This is a genomic window from Arthrobacter sp. (assembly GCF_048266065.1).
Taxonomy (GTDB): domain Bacteria; phylum Actinomycetota; class Actinomycetes; order Actinomycetales; family Micrococcaceae; genus Arthrobacter_H.
The window spans coordinates 511,985-526,946 of record NZ_JBLXAH010000001.1 but is presented as its reverse complement, the minus strand read 5'-3'; the positions used below and the strand labels follow the sequence as shown (position 1 = coordinate 526,946).

General features: G+C 66.6%; 21 protein-coding genes and 1 pseudogene. 7 read left to right on the top strand and 15 right to left on the bottom strand.

The window, feature by feature from the left end; all coding sequences use genetic code 11:
- Positions 1-87 precede the first annotated feature (87 nt).
- The 7 genes from ACN0TP_RS02635 to ACN0TP_RS02605 all read right to left on the bottom strand — a co-directional run bounded on the left by ACN0TP_RS02635 (position 88) and on the right by ACN0TP_RS02605 (position 6,249).
- Positions 88-1,875, bottom strand: a complete 1,788-nt coding sequence (locus tag ACN0TP_RS02635; protein ID WP_417216228.1) for an ABC transporter family substrate-binding protein — start codon at positions 1,873-1,875, stop codon at positions 88-90.
- 388 nt (positions 1,876-2,263) lie between these two features.
- Positions 2,264-3,004, bottom strand: a complete 741-nt coding sequence (locus tag ACN0TP_RS02630; RefSeq protein WP_417216225.1) for a class I SAM-dependent methyltransferase — start codon at positions 3,002-3,004, stop codon at positions 2,264-2,266.
- Between the two features lie 27 nt (positions 3,005-3,031).
- Positions 3,032-3,400 (bottom strand): iron chaperone, encoded by a 369-nt coding sequence (locus ACN0TP_RS02625; protein WP_417216223.1) that lies wholly within the window; start codon positions 3,398-3,400, stop codon positions 3,032-3,034.
- A gap of 24 nt (positions 3,401-3,424) precedes the next feature.
- Positions 3,425-4,339: an NADP-dependent oxidoreductase gene (locus ACN0TP_RS02620; RefSeq protein ID WP_417216221.1), complete on the bottom strand. Its 915-nt coding sequence runs from the start codon at positions 4,337-4,339 to the stop codon at positions 3,425-3,427.
- Between the two features lie 37 nt (positions 4,340-4,376).
- On the bottom strand, positions 4,377-4,958 hold the full coding sequence (locus ACN0TP_RS02615) for a thymidine kinase (protein WP_417216219.1): 582 nt from the start codon (positions 4,956-4,958) through the stop codon (positions 4,377-4,379).
- A complete protein-coding gene (locus ACN0TP_RS02610; protein WP_417216216.1) occupies positions 4,955-5,845 on the bottom strand; it encodes an arylamine N-acetyltransferase family protein in 891 nt (296 codons plus the stop codon). Before ACN0TP_RS02610 ends, ACN0TP_RS02615 begins: the two co-directional genes overlap by 4 nt.
- Entirely contained in the window at positions 5,842-6,249 is a 408-nt protein-coding gene (locus ACN0TP_RS02605) for a hypothetical protein (RefSeq protein ID WP_417216215.1), read from the bottom strand. The genes ACN0TP_RS02610 and ACN0TP_RS02605 overlap by 4 nt, the downstream gene beginning before the upstream one ends.
- Before the next feature lie 100 nt (positions 6,250-6,349).
- On the opposite strand from ACN0TP_RS02605, the gene ACN0TP_RS02600 reads away from it, so the two are divergent.
- On the top strand, positions 6,350-6,937 hold the full coding sequence (locus tag ACN0TP_RS02600) for a 1-acyl-sn-glycerol-3-phosphate acyltransferase (RefSeq protein ID WP_417216214.1): 588 nt from the start codon (positions 6,350-6,352) through the stop codon (positions 6,935-6,937).
- Here ACN0TP_RS02600 and ACN0TP_RS02595 read toward each other — a convergent pair.
- Entirely contained in the window at positions 6,928-7,521 is a 594-nt protein-coding gene (locus tag ACN0TP_RS02595; protein ID WP_417216211.1) for an N-acetyltransferase, read from the bottom strand. The genes ACN0TP_RS02600 and ACN0TP_RS02595 overlap by 10 nt on opposite strands.
- Positions 7,522-7,650: 129 nt before the next feature.
- Here ACN0TP_RS02595 and ACN0TP_RS02590 point away from each other — a divergent pair, with 129 nt between their 5' ends.
- Both ACN0TP_RS02590 and ACN0TP_RS02585 read left to right on the top strand, forming a co-directional pair.
- Positions 7,651-8,085, top strand: coding sequence for a MarR family winged helix-turn-helix transcriptional regulator (locus ACN0TP_RS02590; RefSeq protein ID WP_417216209.1), 435 nt, complete (start codon positions 7,651-7,653; stop codon positions 8,083-8,085).
- On the top strand, positions 8,082-8,681 hold the full coding sequence (locus tag ACN0TP_RS02585) for a DUF998 domain-containing protein (RefSeq protein WP_417216208.1): 600 nt from the start codon (positions 8,082-8,084) through the stop codon (positions 8,679-8,681). The genes ACN0TP_RS02590 and ACN0TP_RS02585 overlap by 4 nt, the downstream gene beginning before the upstream one ends.
- Positions 8,682-8,730: 49 nt before the next feature.
- Here ACN0TP_RS02585 and ACN0TP_RS02580 read toward each other — a convergent pair whose 3' ends face one another.
- Positions 8,731-9,384 carry a hypothetical protein gene (locus tag ACN0TP_RS02580; RefSeq protein ID WP_417216206.1) on the bottom strand — a complete coding sequence of 218 codons (654 nt, stop codon included), beginning with the start codon at positions 9,382-9,384 and terminating at the stop codon, positions 8,731-8,733.
- 93 nt (positions 9,385-9,477) lie between these two features.
- Here ACN0TP_RS02580 and ACN0TP_RS02575 point away from each other — a divergent pair, with 93 nt between their 5' ends.
- Genes ACN0TP_RS02575 through ACN0TP_RS02565 form a run of 3 tightly spaced genes read left to right on the top strand, consistent with a single transcriptional unit; the run spans position 9,478 to position 11,516 of the window.
- Complete coding sequence (locus tag ACN0TP_RS02575) at positions 9,478-10,185, top strand: MSMEG_4193 family putative phosphomutase (RefSeq protein WP_417216203.1); 708 nt, start codon at positions 9,478-9,480, stop codon at positions 10,183-10,185.
- 9 nt (positions 10,186-10,194) lie between these two features.
- Positions 10,195-10,749, top strand: a complete 555-nt coding sequence (locus ACN0TP_RS02570) for a DUF3090 domain-containing protein (protein ID WP_417216201.1) — start codon at positions 10,195-10,197, stop codon at positions 10,747-10,749.
- The gene (locus tag ACN0TP_RS02565) at positions 10,749-11,516 is read left to right on the top strand and encodes an SCO1664 family protein (RefSeq protein ID WP_417216198.1); all 768 of its coding nucleotides are present in this window, start codon (positions 10,749-10,751) and stop codon (positions 11,514-11,516) included. Before ACN0TP_RS02570 ends, ACN0TP_RS02565 begins: the two co-directional genes overlap by 1 nt.
- Before the next feature lie 169 nt (positions 11,517-11,685).
- On the opposite strand, the gene ACN0TP_RS02560 is transcribed toward ACN0TP_RS02565, so the two are convergent.
- The 3 genes and pseudogenes from ACN0TP_RS02560 to ACN0TP_RS02550 all read right to left on the bottom strand — a co-directional run bounded on the left by ACN0TP_RS02560 (position 11,686) and on the right by ACN0TP_RS02550 (position 12,804).
- Positions 11,686-12,201 (bottom strand): peptide-methionine (S)-S-oxide reductase, encoded by a 516-nt coding sequence (locus ACN0TP_RS02560; protein WP_417216196.1) that lies wholly within the window; start codon positions 12,199-12,201, stop codon positions 11,686-11,688.
- Between the two features lie 87 nt (positions 12,202-12,288).
- Positions 12,289-12,543: pseudogene (locus tag ACN0TP_RS02555) on the bottom strand (Txe/YoeB family addiction module toxin).
- Positions 12,544-12,804, bottom strand: a complete 261-nt coding sequence (locus ACN0TP_RS02550) for a type II toxin-antitoxin system Phd/YefM family antitoxin (protein WP_417216194.1) — start codon at positions 12,802-12,804, stop codon at positions 12,544-12,546.
- Between the two features lie 73 nt (positions 12,805-12,877).
- Here ACN0TP_RS02550 and ACN0TP_RS02545 point away from each other — a divergent pair, with 73 nt between their 5' ends.
- Positions 12,878-13,729: a class I SAM-dependent methyltransferase gene (locus ACN0TP_RS02545; protein ID WP_417216191.1), complete on the top strand. Its 852-nt coding sequence runs from the start codon at positions 12,878-12,880 to the stop codon at positions 13,727-13,729.
- 120 nt (positions 13,730-13,849) lie between these two features.
- On the opposite strand, the gene ACN0TP_RS02540 is transcribed toward ACN0TP_RS02545, so the two are convergent.
- The 3 genes from ACN0TP_RS02540 to ACN0TP_RS02530 are packed head-to-tail and all read right to left on the bottom strand — an operon-like array spanning position 13,850 to position 14,938.
- Positions 13,850-14,371, bottom strand: a complete 522-nt coding sequence (locus tag ACN0TP_RS02540) for an AAA family ATPase (RefSeq protein ID WP_417216189.1) — start codon at positions 14,369-14,371, stop codon at positions 13,850-13,852.
- Complete coding sequence (locus ACN0TP_RS02535) at positions 14,368-14,670, bottom strand: HigA family addiction module antitoxin (protein ID WP_417216187.1); 303 nt, start codon at positions 14,668-14,670, stop codon at positions 14,368-14,370. The genes ACN0TP_RS02540 and ACN0TP_RS02535 overlap by 4 nt, the downstream gene beginning before the upstream one ends.
- Positions 14,657-14,938 (bottom strand): type II toxin-antitoxin system RelE/ParE family toxin, encoded by a 282-nt coding sequence (locus ACN0TP_RS02530; protein WP_417216184.1) that lies wholly within the window; start codon positions 14,936-14,938, stop codon positions 14,657-14,659. The genes ACN0TP_RS02535 and ACN0TP_RS02530 overlap by 14 nt, the downstream gene beginning before the upstream one ends.
- Between the last annotated feature and the right edge of the window lie 24 nt (positions 14,939-14,962).

The following is a 14,962-nucleotide window of genomic DNA, read 5'->3' as shown; positions in this document are numbered from 1 at the left end:
CAGTTTTCGCTGGCGCAATGAAGCGCCGGGACCGCGGAGCATGGTCCCGGCGCCTCATGGGCACTTACGTCCGGTTACCTGACGGTGCTACTTCTTCAGGTTCCAGTCCCAGAAGTTCCACCAGACACCGGTCTGGTTGGACATGTACTTCACGCCCTCGACGTCGGAGGAGTAGGCGTCCACGCCGACCGACTGGAACAGCGGCAGACCGTAGTCCGAGTCCCAGATCAGCTTGTCGATCTTGATCTGGAGTTCGGTCTGCTTGGCCGGGTCGGTGGTGACGATGAGCTCGTCCATCAGGGAATCGGCTTCCTTGCTGGAGAACTTGTTGAAGTTCGACGCGGAACCCGTGCCGAAGATCTGCGGGACACCGGTCACGCCGACGCCCGAGGAGATCCAGCCGAAGATGGTCGCGTCGTAGGTACCGGTACCGAGGGCACCGCCCCATTCGGAGGCACCGAGGCCGCCGTCGACGACCTTGAAGCCGGCCTTCTTCGCCGAAGCGGCGATCAGCGAGTAGGCGTCCGAACGGTTCGGGTTGTCCTTGTTGTACATCAGGCGAACCGTCGGGGTCTTGCCGTCGAGCAACTTCTTGGCGGCGGGGATGTCGGCTTCCTGGTAGTTGGCCGATCCGTTGTTCTTCGCCGATTCCGCGTAGCCGTCGTTGGCCGGAACGAAGAGCTGCGAGTCCAGCGGCTTTGCGTCGGGCTTGAGCTTCTTGATGATGGTGTCCACGATCTGCTGGCGCGGCACCGTCTTCATGAACGCCTCGCGGACGTTCTTGTCCTTGAAGACGCCCGTGTAGTTCAGGTCGAGGTGGTCGTAGGAGAGCTGGTCGCCCTTCTCCACGACGACCTGGTCACCGAGCGCGTCGAGCTGCTCGAGCGTGTCGGCGGACGCCTGCGGGGCGATGATGTCCACTTCACCGTTCTTCAGGGCCTGCACCTGGGCCGGTGCCTCGCCGATGTAGCGCACGACGATGGAGTCGACCTTCGGCTCCGGTCCCCAGTTGTAGTCCTTGTTGCGGACCAGCGTCATCGACTGGTTCGGAACGATCTTGTCGACGATGAACGGGCCATCGGAGAGGTAGAGCGACTTGTCGCTGGGCAGCGACTTCGTGTCGAAGCCGGTGTTCCAGAAATCGGCCACCTTCTTGAGCTTCGCGTTGGGCTTGGCCGGGTTCTCCGGATCGCCCTTGGGTGTAGACGTGATGAGCTTGGAGAGCTCCTCGGTGGTCAGGCCCGACTTCTTGGCCACGACGTGAGCAGCGCCCATCATGCCAAAGGCCGTTTCCCAGTCGGCGTACGGCTTGGAGTACTTCAGGGTGATCGACCGGTTGTCGTCGCCGACCTCCGGGACATCGGTCAGGCCGAGGCCCGAGGTATCGCCTGCGTAGTCGAAGTACGTGGTGCCGCTCTTGACCTCGCCGGTGTCCGGATCGAGGGTGGCGTCATCGAAGTGCCCCGACTGGATGGCCCATGCCAGGAGCATGTCGTCGGCGTTGACGGGCTCGCCGTCGGACCACTTGACGCCCTCGTTGATGGTGTACTTCACCGTCAGCGGATCCTCGGAGAGGGTTTCGTACTTGCCGAACTTCTCGTTCTTCTGGATCTTCAGGTCGTTGTCGATGTAGTTGAACTGCGACTGGGTCGTGTAGGCAATCTTGGAGTTGATGTCCACGTTGCCCTTGGCCGTGTTGTCGTTGAACGAACTGAATGCGTTCACCTCGACGACGCGGATCTCGCCACCGTTGCCGCCACCTTCGGCGTTGCCGGACGATGAATCAGTGGTGCCCGTGCTGGCTGCGCATGCGCTCAGCGCCAGGGCGGCGGTCGCGCCGATCGCGACTGCCTTGGAAATACGCTTGAAACGCATTCCGCCTCCTTGTGTTAGGTGTGTTCTCCAGCCCAGCTCTGCACTTGACTGTGACGTTGCCACCCTTCGTGGCCCGCCTCACATAGGGAAACCATAGACCGCGCATAGGCGTCTTGGATATAAAAATCTCGCTTCAGAATCCGTCGTTATGGAGTCGCAACTTTGGGAGACATCGGTCACATTTGCCGGATCGTCATCACCGGGGCCCATCCAGCCGCGAAAACTCAAGGATTTGCTTCACATTGGTGTTTGTCAACTACTCATCCCCGCCGACATGCGGATCTTCGGGAGCGTTGTAAATTTTCTCAACCACTCTCGGCGTGTCCCGGTCCCGGATAGCCGGCGCCGGTCGGCTACGGGGCGTGCCGCCGTCCGCCGGACACGGGTGTTAAGGTACGCGGCCGGTACCGGCCGAAACGATGAAGACCATTTCCCGACCGGGCCGATCCGGGGCGCCGCGCACCTCCTGCAGGGCGAATCCCGCGGTTCCAACACACGCGGCGACGGACTCCCGGCTGCGGAACCTCAGGGTCGAGTCCGACGTGGCGCTCTCGCCGCGGCCCGTGAAGTGGTGGGTCCAGCGGAAGCTGACGAGTTCGCCCTGGACGTCGAGCAGATCACACCATGCCTCCACGTCGCCCACTCCGTCGATGCTGGTGCTCGAGAAAGTTTCCTCCCGGTTCCACCCGAGCCAGGCCCGACGTGACGGATCACGGACCTCGAAAACGAGGAGCCCATGCGGCGCCAGTGCCCGCCGTATGGCCCGCAGGGTGCTGACGAAGTCCTCGTCGGTCAGGAAGACCTGGGCGACATTGGCCGTCATGACCGCCAGCTCGACCGACAGCACGGGCAGCGACTCGGCGGTGCCGTGGATCCACCGCACCCGTTCGGCCCCCGGTTTGCCCCGGGCCACCGCAAGCGACGCGCCGGCCGGGTCGACGCCGACGACCTCGAGGCCCCGGTCGGCCAGCAGGCAGGCCAGGGTCCCCGTTCCGCAGCCGACGTCAAGGACGCTGCGGGCGCCGAACTCCCCGACCATGTCCAGGTAGGCGTCCAGATCGTCCCGGTCGGGATCCAGCGCGTCGTAGAGGACGGCCAGACGGGGCGATGTGAAGATCTCATCGGCCATGGGTGCCCGCCCGGCGCCGGTGAGCCGTCAGCGCCACTTCACGCCGTCGTCGTGCAGTTCACGGATCCGGTAGGCGATCATCCGGGCCAGCAGCCCGGAGGGCACCGGTACGTCGTAGGGAAGCTGCACCGATCCCTTGCCGGTGGCATAGCCATCCAGTTCGGGCAGATAGGCCTGCAGGGTGCTCGGGGTGAACACGATGTTGGCATGGTCCCGGTGGCCGCTGAACATGAAGAGGATGACGTCATCCCAGTAGGCCGGCTGGCCCCACTTCAGGCCCTCCGAGGCGTCGGGGGCCTGGGCGCGGGCCAGCTGGCGCAACTCCACCAGCCGCTGGCGGGCCGGTGCGGGGAAGGAGGCGATGTACTCCTCGACGGTTTCCGGTTTCCTTCTCATGGCCACAGTGTGCCACGAAGCCCCTCAACCGGCGATGCGCAGTACCAGCTTGCCGCGGGCCGCCCCCTGTTGGCTCAGGGCAAAGGCCTCGGCGAGGTCGGCAAGGTCGAAGGTGCGGTCGATGTCCACCGTGAGCCTGCCCTCGGCGACCAGGTGGAGCAGTCGGGTCAGCCGCGGTCCGTCGGGGCGGACCCACAGCCACCGGCCGGCGTGTTCGGTCACCGCGGGATCGGCGATGGATACGTGCCGTCCACCGTCCTTGAGCACCGCGAGGGTGGTGTCCAGGACGCCACCGGCAAAGTCTGCGACGGCGTCGAAGCCGCCCGGGACGACGGCCCGCAGGCGGTCCTCGAGCCCCTGGCCGTAGGCCACCGGGGTGGCGCCCAGGGCGGCCAGCTTGGAGTGGTTGCGCTCCGACGCGGTGCCCACGACCTCGGCGCCGGCGGCCACGGCCAGCTGCACCGCGAGCGATCCCACTCCCCCGGAGGCACCGTGGACCAGCAACCGGTCACCGGCGGCCAGGTCCAACGCCTCGACGCTGCGCAGTGCTGTCAACCCGGTCAGCGGGAGGGAAGCGGCGACGTCGTCGTCCACGCCCGCGGGGATGGCGGCCACGTCGGTGGCGAAAACGGTTACGTATTCGGCGAAGGTCCCGCCGGAGACCACCTGTTTGCGCGCGTAGGTGGCCACGCGGTCCCCGGTGCCGAACTCGGGGACGTCGGGGCCCACTGCGTCCACGAGGCCGGCGGCATCCCATCCGGGGACCACCGGGAAGCTGGCGTCCATGAGCTGATCGAGCCCACCCGACATCACCTTCCAGTCCACGGGATTGACGGAGGCATGGGTGACGCGGATGCGCACCTCCCCCGGCCCGACCTTGGGCAAGGGCTGCTCGGTCAGTTCCAGGACGTCGTTGGATCCGTACTTGCTGTAGGTCATCGCTCGCATGGTGTCGACAACGGGCGCCGGTGGGGCGTTATTCCCCGGGGCGGAAATGGCGGCGGCACCTGGCCTGGTAGGCCTCGGCACCGCCGACGAGCCCTGCGGCCGCCTGGTTGGCGTCGGCATGCGGCCCGGTGACGGTTCGCTGGTGGAAGGCGGCGTCGGCGCCGCACACGGTGCACACCGCGGTGAGCTTGGTGACGTCCTCGGCGAGCGCCATGAGTTCCGGGAGCGGCTCGAAGGGGTGCCCGTCCAGCATGATGCAGAGCCCTGCCACCACCACAGTGGTTCCCGCCGCCGCCAGCTCGTTGACGACGGGGACCAGGCCGGGGCCGAAGAGCTGTGCCTCATCGATGGCCAGCAGGTCCAGGGGACGCCGTCCGGCGAGCGCGCGGAGGGCGTCGACGTCTCCTGCGGCGCGGGCGGGGAGGCTCATCCCCGCGTGCGAGGCGACGGTCCGGGTGCCGTGGCGTTCGTCCAGTGCGTGGTTGATGATTTCCACCGTGAGCCCTGCCAGCCGGGCCCGGCGCACGCGGCGCAGCAGTTCCTCCGATTTGCCGGCGAACATCGGCCCGGTCACCACCTGCAGCCGGCCGGGCGCCGCCTGCCGCGTCATGCCCGGCCTCCATCCGGGCGCACCGGCTGGGCGGCGGTGCGCCACGATTCGAGGATCCGCAGCAGCCGGGCCGGTTCATCGTCGACCAGCCGGACCCCGAGCCCTTGGACGGCGTCCACCGCCTGGGCCGGGGTGATCTGCTCGTGGACGGTCCGGCGGCCGGGCGCGCGCACGGTGCGGGTGGATTCGGTGATGGTCACGTGGCCGACGTCGGTGTGGCGGGCCGCGACCAGGGATCCGGTGAATCGTCCGGAGCCGGCATTGGTGGAGGTCAGCACGTGGCCGGTGCGCACGTCGATTGGCTGCACGGTGAGCGTATCGGTGATGTGCTGGAGCTGTCCGTCGCGGGACAACGTCCACCGGTCGCCCCCGTCCTCCAGGCTGTGGCCGATCACGAAGTTCCGCCGTCCCTCGTTGCGCCGGGCCCCGTCACGCAGCTCGATCGGCCCGGTGAGGCTGAACCCGAAGCCGGGGTCGGTGAGGAACCAGCGCCCGTCCAGCTGGACCGCGACGGTCATGTGGGTGCGGGTGTTGTGCGGGGAATGCACGCGGCCCAGATGGCGCCTGACGGTGAAGCCCAGGTCCTCGAGCGCGGCGGCGAAGAGCTGGGCGTGTTCGAAGCAGTATCCGCCCCGCCCGCGTTCGACGAGCTGGCGCTGGACAGTTGCCGGGGCCACCCCGGGGTGGGCGCCCAGCAGGACGTCGACGTTCGCGAAGACCAGGGTGCCCACGTGCCGGCGGTGCAGGGCCCCGAGCAGTTCCAGCCCGGGGCGCTCCCGGCCGACGCCGATCAGCGCGAGGTAGGCATCGACGTCGTACTCCTCCCGCTGCCAGTCCGACCCGCCCAACGCCCTGGCCTCCGGGGCTTCTCCTCCCCCGCCGCTCATGCTGCCGAGGGCTGCAGGTAGGTGCGGACCGCCGCGATCCGGGCGGTCTTGGAGGCCCCGGTGAAGTGCAGCACGTGGCAGAAGTCCACGCGTCGGGGCCCGTCGGCGAGGAAGCCGTCGCAGGCCGCGAGCCGGCCGTGGGTGATGGTGGAGAGGATCTCGATCCGTTCCGGTTCCAGCCCGGGCCAGGGGATGCCGGGTTGGTGCGGGCCGGAGTCGGCGGCTGCTCCCACGACGCTCCAGCTGAAATCGTCGGCGAGCCACGGTTCCACGGCTGCCCGATCCCCGCGGGCCCAGGCCACGATGAGGTCGCCGACCAGCAGCAGGCGCGGCGAGTTGCCGCAGTCCTGCGGGAGGGTGATGTCCACGGGCTGGCCCGATGCCTGGGCGTGGTTCTCTGCCATGGCTCCCACTCCACCCGGTCGCCGGCTGGCCGTCAAGCCCCGGCGCGGACCGCATGGCGGATGCCCGGTACCCGAGTGGGAGTGCCCTAGCGTGGATCCCATGCTTCGACGCCTCGCCGCCCGTGCCTTTTTCTCCGTCAGCCGCTGGAACCTGGTCACAGAACCGGCACCACGACGGCCCACCCTGCTCGTCGGTGCGCCGCACACCTCGAATTGGGACTTCGTGCTGATGCTGGCCATCGCCTGGCGGCTGGGGATCCGGGTGCACTGGCTGGGCAAGGACTCCCTGTTCGCCGGCTGGAGCGGTCCGATCATGCGCGGGCTCGGGGGCATCCCCGTGGATCGGACCGATCCGCGGAACATCGTCACCGAGGTGGTTCACCGGGTGCACTCGGGCGAGGTCTTCGGGCTGGTCATCACCCCCGACGGCACCCGGGGCGCCCATACGCATTGGAAGTCGGGTTTCCACCGCATCGCCCGGGCCACCGGATTGCCGGTGACCCTGGGATATGTGGACCGCACGACGATGACAACCGGGCTGGGCCCGACGATCGAGGTGACCGGCGACGTGGCAAGCGACATGGAGCGGATCCGCGGGTTCTACGCCGACAAGTCGGGCTTCACCCCGTCCCAGCGGGTCGAACCGCGCCTGCGGGAAGAGGACGACGGCGGCACGCCTCAGCCGTAGACCAGGTACTTCCCGGGTTTGCCGGGTTCGACCAGCTCGAACGCCGGGGCCAGATCGGTGGCCTCGAGCAGTCCGACCTGCTGGGTGAACTGCTCGTGGGTGACGAACACCGTGCGGGTGAGCCCCCAATCCCCGGCGAGCCACCCGCGCAGGCGCTCCAGCAAACGTGCGTCCAGGCCGGAGTCCATGGCCGAGCTGCGGGTCCAGAAGTAGACGACGGCTTCCTGCTCGGCCCAGGTGGACCTGGCGAGCGGGCTGACCGTGGACCGCGCCAGGAACGTGGCGGTCGGCGGGAACAGGTACACGCACCCCAGGCAGCGGCTTTCACCGGGGTCAAGCAGGGTGTAGGTATAGGCACGGCGGGCCGCGTGCCGCTGTTCGAGATCCACCAGGTCCTCACGGTTGGCCTCCACGGTGAAGTCGTCTTCCGGCCAGGACGACTGCTCCCAGAGCCGCAGGTAACTGCGGGATTCCATCACCGCCGCGTGGTCCAGCGCCGCGTCGTCGGCCGTGATCGGGCGCAGGACGAACTCGGCGGTCCGCAGCCCCGCCGGGATTTGCAGCTGCGGGTCGGTGATGTCCACGTCGGCCTTCCGTTTCCCCTGGTGGGCAATCGCTCGTCGACCACCGAGCCTACTGTTCCCGCGCGCCGCTGTCGCCCGTCCCGGTGCAGGGTCTTGCCACCTAGTAAATTAAGTGCTTAAGTTACTCGTATGGACCTGGCCTACGAACTCCACGATCTGGTGCGGACGCTGGATCGGCACGCCGACGCGATGCTGCGGCCCCACGGACTGACGTACAACCGCTTTGTCACCCTGGTGATCGCCGCCGAACACCCGGGGCTGACCGGACGCCAGCTCGCCCGGGCCGTGGGCATCAGCGAACCTGCCATGAGCGCGATCGTCCGGCACCTGCTCGGTGCCGGGCTCGTGGACGACGGGGCCGGGGACGGAGCAGGCAACGTCCGCCGGATCCGGGTCACCCTCGCCGGCGCCCAACGCCTGGGCGAGGCCCGCGGCACGCTGGGCGACTCGCTCACCGAGACGGCCCGGCGGCTCGACATCGACACCGGGGAGCTGGCCGCCACCATCCACCGGCTCCACCAGGCACTCCGCGACTCCCCCACCCCCCGAGAGGACACCCCATGATCACGACCCTTGCCGCCACGGCCACCGCAGTGCTGATCCTGGCCCGGCTGGCGATCCTTCTCGCCCTGCACCTGGTTCCCAGCGGCTACAACGCCGTCGAACATGCTGTCAGCGACTACCACGTGGGCCCAACGAGGCGGCTGGCGGTGGTGATGACCTGGCTGACCGCTGCCTCCTGGGCGACGTTGGCCGTCTGCTTCCTCACCGGGTTCGGCCCGGAGGGCGAACGCATGCCGATCCTGGTCCAGCTGGCAGGGCTCGTGGTCATCTTCATCGTCCTGCCCTTCCTCCCGACCACCCTGGAAGGGCAGAAGCTGGACCTCGTCGGGGCACTGCACTACGTGGCGGCCATCGCATGGTTTGCCCTCGCCTACAGCCTGACCGGGAACCTGGTGCGCGCGATCGGCGATTCCAGTGCGCTGGCCGCGCCGCTGCAGGTACTCCACGTCGTGGCACTGGTGGCCCTGGTCGTCCTGATCGCCGCCCTGCTGGTCAAGCGGGCAAGGCGCCATGTCTTCGGCCTGGCCGAGCGGGTCTTCCTGGTGGCGATCAGCCTGTTCTACCTGGTGGCCTCGGTCGCCATCATCCTGCGGTGATCGACGGGGCCGTTGACGTGAGGGCCGCTGCCGTGACGGCACTGCTGCGTCAGGCCACTCCCCCGGAGGCGGATTGGCCCACGAACATCCAGTGCGCCGTGTTGATGAGCTGCATGACCTCGCCCTCGGTCATCCCCTCCACGCCGGGCACGTAGATGTTCAGGTGCCGGGCCTTCCAGAAGGCTCCGGTGGCCGGCGAGATACGGCTGCGCAAGGCCAGCGGAGTACGCTCATTGACCATCACCAATCCCGAGGGCGTCAACGGCATGACCGCGCGCCGCGTGAAGGCGCTGCCATGTTCGGAGCGGACCATCCGGTAGTCCGCCGGCCCGAAATCCTGCCACGGGATGGGCCCGATGCCGCGGAGGGTCAGGCCGCTGGCGTCGAGGGTGACATCCTGGAGTTCCTGCGCGCTGGATGTGGTGTGTCGGCGATAACCCCACACCACCAGCGTCAACGCCCCGGCCAGCATCACCAGGAAACCGAGGAAGCCCATGATGGTTCCCACACCAATCTGGAACTGCCCCCAGGTGGCGACCAAAACCACCACGAGCACCACCGGCAACAGGCACACGAAACAGATCAGCACCAGCAACAGCCACCGTGTAGCACGTGACCACGCCGCCTTGCGCCCCGGCATCCTCACCGCGCCCGTCGACTGCAGGGTCCCCATGGCGCCGTCAAAGCTGTTGTGGGTCTCCATGGGCTCTTACGCTATCACTTGGAACAATTGGCAGCTCCGGAAGGGCACGACGACGGATCCCGCCCCCGCTCCCCGGGTGGCTAGGCTTGGTCCATGGCGACGGTGATCCTCGTGCGGCACGGCCGCACCACAGCGAATGCGACGGGCCTGTTGGCCGGTCGTGCGGCCGGCGTCGACCTGGACGAGACAGGGCGAAGGCAAGCGGTACGGGTTGGGGAACGATTGGCTGCAGTTTCCCTGGCAGGGGTGGTGTCGAGTCCCCTCGAACGCTGCCAGCAGACCGCCCGGTACATCCTCGAGCGGCAGGCGACACCATCTGAGGTGCCCCTCGATCCCGACCTCACCGAATGCGATTACGGACAGTGGCAGGGCCGCAAACTGGCGGATCTGGCGACCGAGGCATTGTGGCCGATGGTGCAGTCCCAGCCCTCCGCCGTCGTCTTCCCCGGTGGTGAGGCCATGGCCGCGATGCAGGCCCGTGCCGTCGCCGCGATCCGGCGCCACGACGCCGCCTTTGAAGCCGGGCACGGCGCCGGGGCCGTCTGGGTGGCGGTGAGCCACGGCGACATCATCAAATCCGTCCTGGCCGACGCGCTCGGCATGCACCTGGACTTGTTCCAGCGCCTCAACGTCGGTCCCGCCTCGGTCTCGATCGTGCGCTACGGCCCGGGCCGGCCGGGTGTCTTCGCGACCAACACGGACGCCGGTGACCTGTCCTGGCTCTCCCAGGGCATCCAACCCGGCGACGCGCCGGTGGGCGGCGGCGCAGGGCCGGGGGAACCGGGAACCGGCAGCGCCTAGACTAAAGACATGGCTACACGTGTCCACGAGTTCGACTGGCCCGATCGCGTCGTCATCGGAACCATTGGCCTTCCCGGTTCGCGAACTTTCTATCTCCAGGTGCGCACCGGATCCCAGGTCGTCAGCATCGCCCTGGAGAAACAGCAGTCGGCGCTGCTCGCTGAGAAGATCGATGAGATCCTCGACCAGCTGACGGCGGTCGACGGCAACCCGTTCAGCGTTCCCTCCGGTACTCCGGTTGAATTGGTCGACAATGACCAGCTGGAACCCGTCCAGGAGCAGTTCCGCACGGGAACCATCGGGCTGGGCTGGGATCCCACCACATCCCAGATCGTCATTGAGGCCTACCCGCTCACCGACGTCGAGGCCGGAGACGATGTTGCTTCCCCCGAGGTGGACAGCACGGAAGCGGCGGAAAAGCTGCTGGTGCGCATGCCGGTCGGTGCGGCCCGCGCGTTCACCCAGCGCACGCGCGAGATCGTCGGAGCCGGGCGTCCCATCTGTCCGCTCTGCGGTCATCCCATGGACCCCGACGGGCACATCTGCACGCCTCCCGGGCCCTGATGCCGGAACCGGATCTCGAGGACGATGAACTCGAACTCATCGGCCGCATCACCACCGCGTCAAATGCCACCTTCCTGGGCAGCATCGGCGGCATCCAGGTCGTCTACAAGCCAATGGCCGGGGAAAGTCCGCTCTGGGACTTTCCCGACGGCCATCTGGCCCACCGCGAAGTCGCCGCCTACCTGGTTTCCCAGGCCCTGGGCTGGGGCATCGTGCCACGGACGTGGATGCGCCAGGGCCCGCTCGGTGATGGCATGGTGCAACTCTGGCAGGAGCAGGACCCCACCCAGAGTGCAGTGGACCTGGTCGCTGCGGACCAGGTACCGGAGGCAGGCTGGAAACGCGTTCTTGAGGGACATGACGAGACCGGACGAACGGTCGCCCTCATCCATGAGGACTCACCGGCACTGCGGCGCATGGCGGTCTTCGACGTGATCGTCAACAACGCCGACCGCAAAGGTGACCATGTCCTGGCCATGCCCGATGGGCATCGTTTCGGGGTGGACCATGGAGTCACCTTCCACCACGAGCACAAACTGCGCACCGTGTTGTGGGGGTGGATGGGTGATGCGCTGACCGACGACGAGCTCGAGGGCGTAGAACGCCTGGGCGGGGAACTAGACGGACGGCTGGGCAGTGAGCTGGCCGAATTGCTCAGCGCCGAAGAAATCACCGCAATCGCCGCGCGCTGCGCGCAATTGCGTCGGGCAGGACGGCTTCCGGCACCGAGCGGCGAAATGCCGGCGGTTCCCTGGCCGCTGTTCTGAGCGCAGAGCGGCTCTTGGGGTCAGTGGCTTGGCACCTGACACCATCCAGCTGTCGTGAACCCACGACAGTCCACGCTCCCGCCCCATGGGCCACAGCGAGCTGGCACCCTGCCTCCTGCGCAGGGGCCAGAAGGAAGCCGCGATCCAAGATCGGGGCTTCACCGGGAACCTAGGCGCGTGCCCTGGGTCTCGCCTCATGCTGGTACTTGGTCAACAATTCCGCAGGCAGGTGGCAGGAATCCGCAGGGAAACGTGCGAGCCGTCCCTGGTGTTCTTCGGCGCTTCGCACGTAGTTGGCCAGTGGCAGGACCTCGACGGCAATGCGCTCGGCGTCATGCCTCGCCGAGATAAATGCCCGGGCCCTCTCGAGGTGGTTCGGGTCCTTGGAATACACGCCGGTGCGATATTTTCGGCCGACGTCGGGGCCCTGTTGGTCCACGCTGTAGGGATCGATGATCTCAAAAAAGTACGCCATCAACTGCTCGACACCAAGAACCGTCGGATCGAATCGCGTGCGTACGCATTCCGCATACCCGTCATAGTCGCCGTCGAGGCGCTGACTGGTGCCGTTGGCCCGTCCAGCCTCTGTGAATGCCACTCCGGGCAGCGTCGCGATGAAGGCCTGCACACCCCAGAGGCAGCCGCCCGCAAGATAGAGCTCCTCTGCACCGCACTTCCCATCCACACTCCGATCCTACTGCCGACCACGCGGTGATCGCATCGCACTCCTGCCGGTGCGCCAGAACTCGGTCCACCGGTGGGGGTATGCGACTCAGTAGTGGTAACGGGCCTGAATAATCACGAGGTCCCCATCGTCCACGAGGTAGACCAGCCGGTGCTCATCGGCGATGCGCCGCGACCACGACCCCTGCCCCTCTTACTTCACGCTCTCGGGCCTGCCGATCCCGGAGAACGGATCACGCAGGCAGGCATCGATGAGCGTGTTGATGCGCTTCAGGATCTTCCGGTCGTTGCTCTGCCAGTACCTGCAGTCCTCCCGAACCGAATCGCCCCAGACAAGACGCACTCAGGCTTCCTCGTCTGCGCGATCGAGGTCGCGGGCCTTGACCTTTCCGGCGCGGGCACGGTCGTAGGCGTCGAGCAGGCGACGGACGTTGGCCGGCGAGCGGAACAGGTAGGCGGTCTTCTGCCACGCGGCGTACTCGACAGCCGGCATCAGAACAGCATTGCCCCTACGAGAGACGATCTCGACGGCATCACGGTCCTCATTCACTCGCTCAATGAGAGGGAACAAGGTTTTGCGCGCCTCGCTTGCGCTGATGGACATGATGAGAGCCTCCCCATTCGGACGAGTGCTACATATTCATGGTACGACTCGTCGCCGTCGAGTCATCTCGCGCGTGGCGATCGGCGACCGCTGTGTGCGCCGTCCCGCTGAGGGAAGCGCTGACTACGAGGGACGGGCCCAAGTAGACTCGTACCGCGAGGAGGTCCTCTGGGCCGTTGAGTATCAGGAGGCAACGATCAGCGACGATCATGCGGCGCACCTGTACGACGCGGTGAGTCAGTGGGGTGCGGATGACGCGTTCTTCCTCAACGTCGCGACATCGGGCCACAGCACCCGCGTTCTGGATCTCGGCTGCGGCACGGGTCGCATCACGATCGAGATCGTCCAGGCCGACGTCGCCGGCACAGGCATCGATCCCCATCAACCATCAGTGGCCGCCGCTCAGCAGAAACCCAACGCCGACCGGGTGAAATGGGTCATCGGCGATTCCCGCACAATCCCGGCCAGTCGCGAGTTCGGGGTCACCATCATGTCTTCAAACGTTGCTCAGGCCATCCTCGAAGACGAGGACCTCAGCCGCACCTTTCGAGATATCGCCGCCCACATGCCATCTGGCGGGCGGCTGGCGTTCGATTCACGCGATCCGCGTGCGCGCGGATGGGAACGCTGGACGAAGGATCGCAGTCTCAAGACGCTTGAGCTTCCCGAAGGTCCGAGCCATCACTGGTACCAGACGACCCATGTCGACGAGTCCACCGGGATGGTCGACTTCTGCGCTCACGAGGTGGACGCCGAAGGTCGGGAGCGGAAGGCGTGCGATCGCATCCGCTTCCGCAGCGAGGAGCACCTGCGCTCTTTGCTCACTGACGCCGGCTTCATCGTCGACGCCGTGTTCGGTGGGTTCGAGGGGGAACCGGTCGCACAAGGCATCGGGGCGCTCGTCTTCATCGCTCACCGTGCGTGAATTCGACGGTCAGCCGGATGTTGGTTCTTAACCTCAGAGCGGCAGGAGCCATCGAAATCAGACGTTGAAGCGGAATTCCACCGAGTTCCGGCACAGAGAACCATCAGCGATGCTGTTGTCTCATTTCGTGCGCAAGCGAGCGATGAGTACGTCAGCGACCTCGTCCGCAGCCCGTGCCGCCGTGTCGAACTCAGAAACCTCGTCGGACCATGCGGCGTAGTCGATGCGACGGCGCTGAACGTCCGACCAGGACGGCTCGCCGACGTAGGCGAGACCGCGATCCCTGCCGCTGAGCCTCCGCTCATGCTCTTGCACGTCGGAGATCACGAGATACACGAACTCGAGGTGTGCACCTGTTTGCGACGCTGCAGTAAGCCAGGTCTGCCGAGCCGGTTCGCTGTCGTTGACCGCATCGACGACGACATCGTGGCCGAGTCGCAGATTCTGCTCCGCCATCGCACGCGCCGCCTCGTACGCAGCGACGCCGACCTGCCACCCCGACGGCAGACCGCAGGCAAGGATCGATTCCTCGACCGCATCGATGGACACTCGGACCGACCTCGTGCGCGCAGCGACGATCTCGGCGATGCTCGTCTTACCAACGCCGGGCAGGCCGGAGACCACGACGAGGTGACCGGTCACGCGACCTTCAGCGGAGTGATCGCGGCGATCTGCTCGGCGGCACGATCCTCAGCGTGATCCAGTTCATACCTTGTCTGCAGGTTGAGCCAGAACTGGGCAGACACACCGAAGTAACGCTCAAGGCGCAGTGCCGTATCGGCCGAGACACCACGTTTGCCGTGCACAATCTCGTTGATCCGCCGCGGCGGCACGCCTATGGCGACAGCGAGCCTGTTCTGCGTGATCCCAAACTCCTTGATGAAGTCCTCCATGAGGACCTCACCCGGGTGAATCGGGGCAATCTTGTCAGTGATAGTCAACGATCTCCACCTCCTCTGGTCCAGCGTCGGTCCACACGAAACAGACACGCCACTGGTCATTGATCCTGATGCTGTGCTGTCCGGCACGATCACCTTTCAACGCCTCGAGCCGGTTTCCCGGTGGGAGTCTGAGGTCATCCAACGACTCAGCGGATCCCACCTGACGCAGTTTCCTCAACGCCGCCGAAAGTATCCGAGGATCGATCGAAGGCACACGGGCACGACGCCACAGCCGTTCGGTGTCCTTGCTCCCGAACGATCTGATCATACGACCAGTGTATAACGCGAAGCG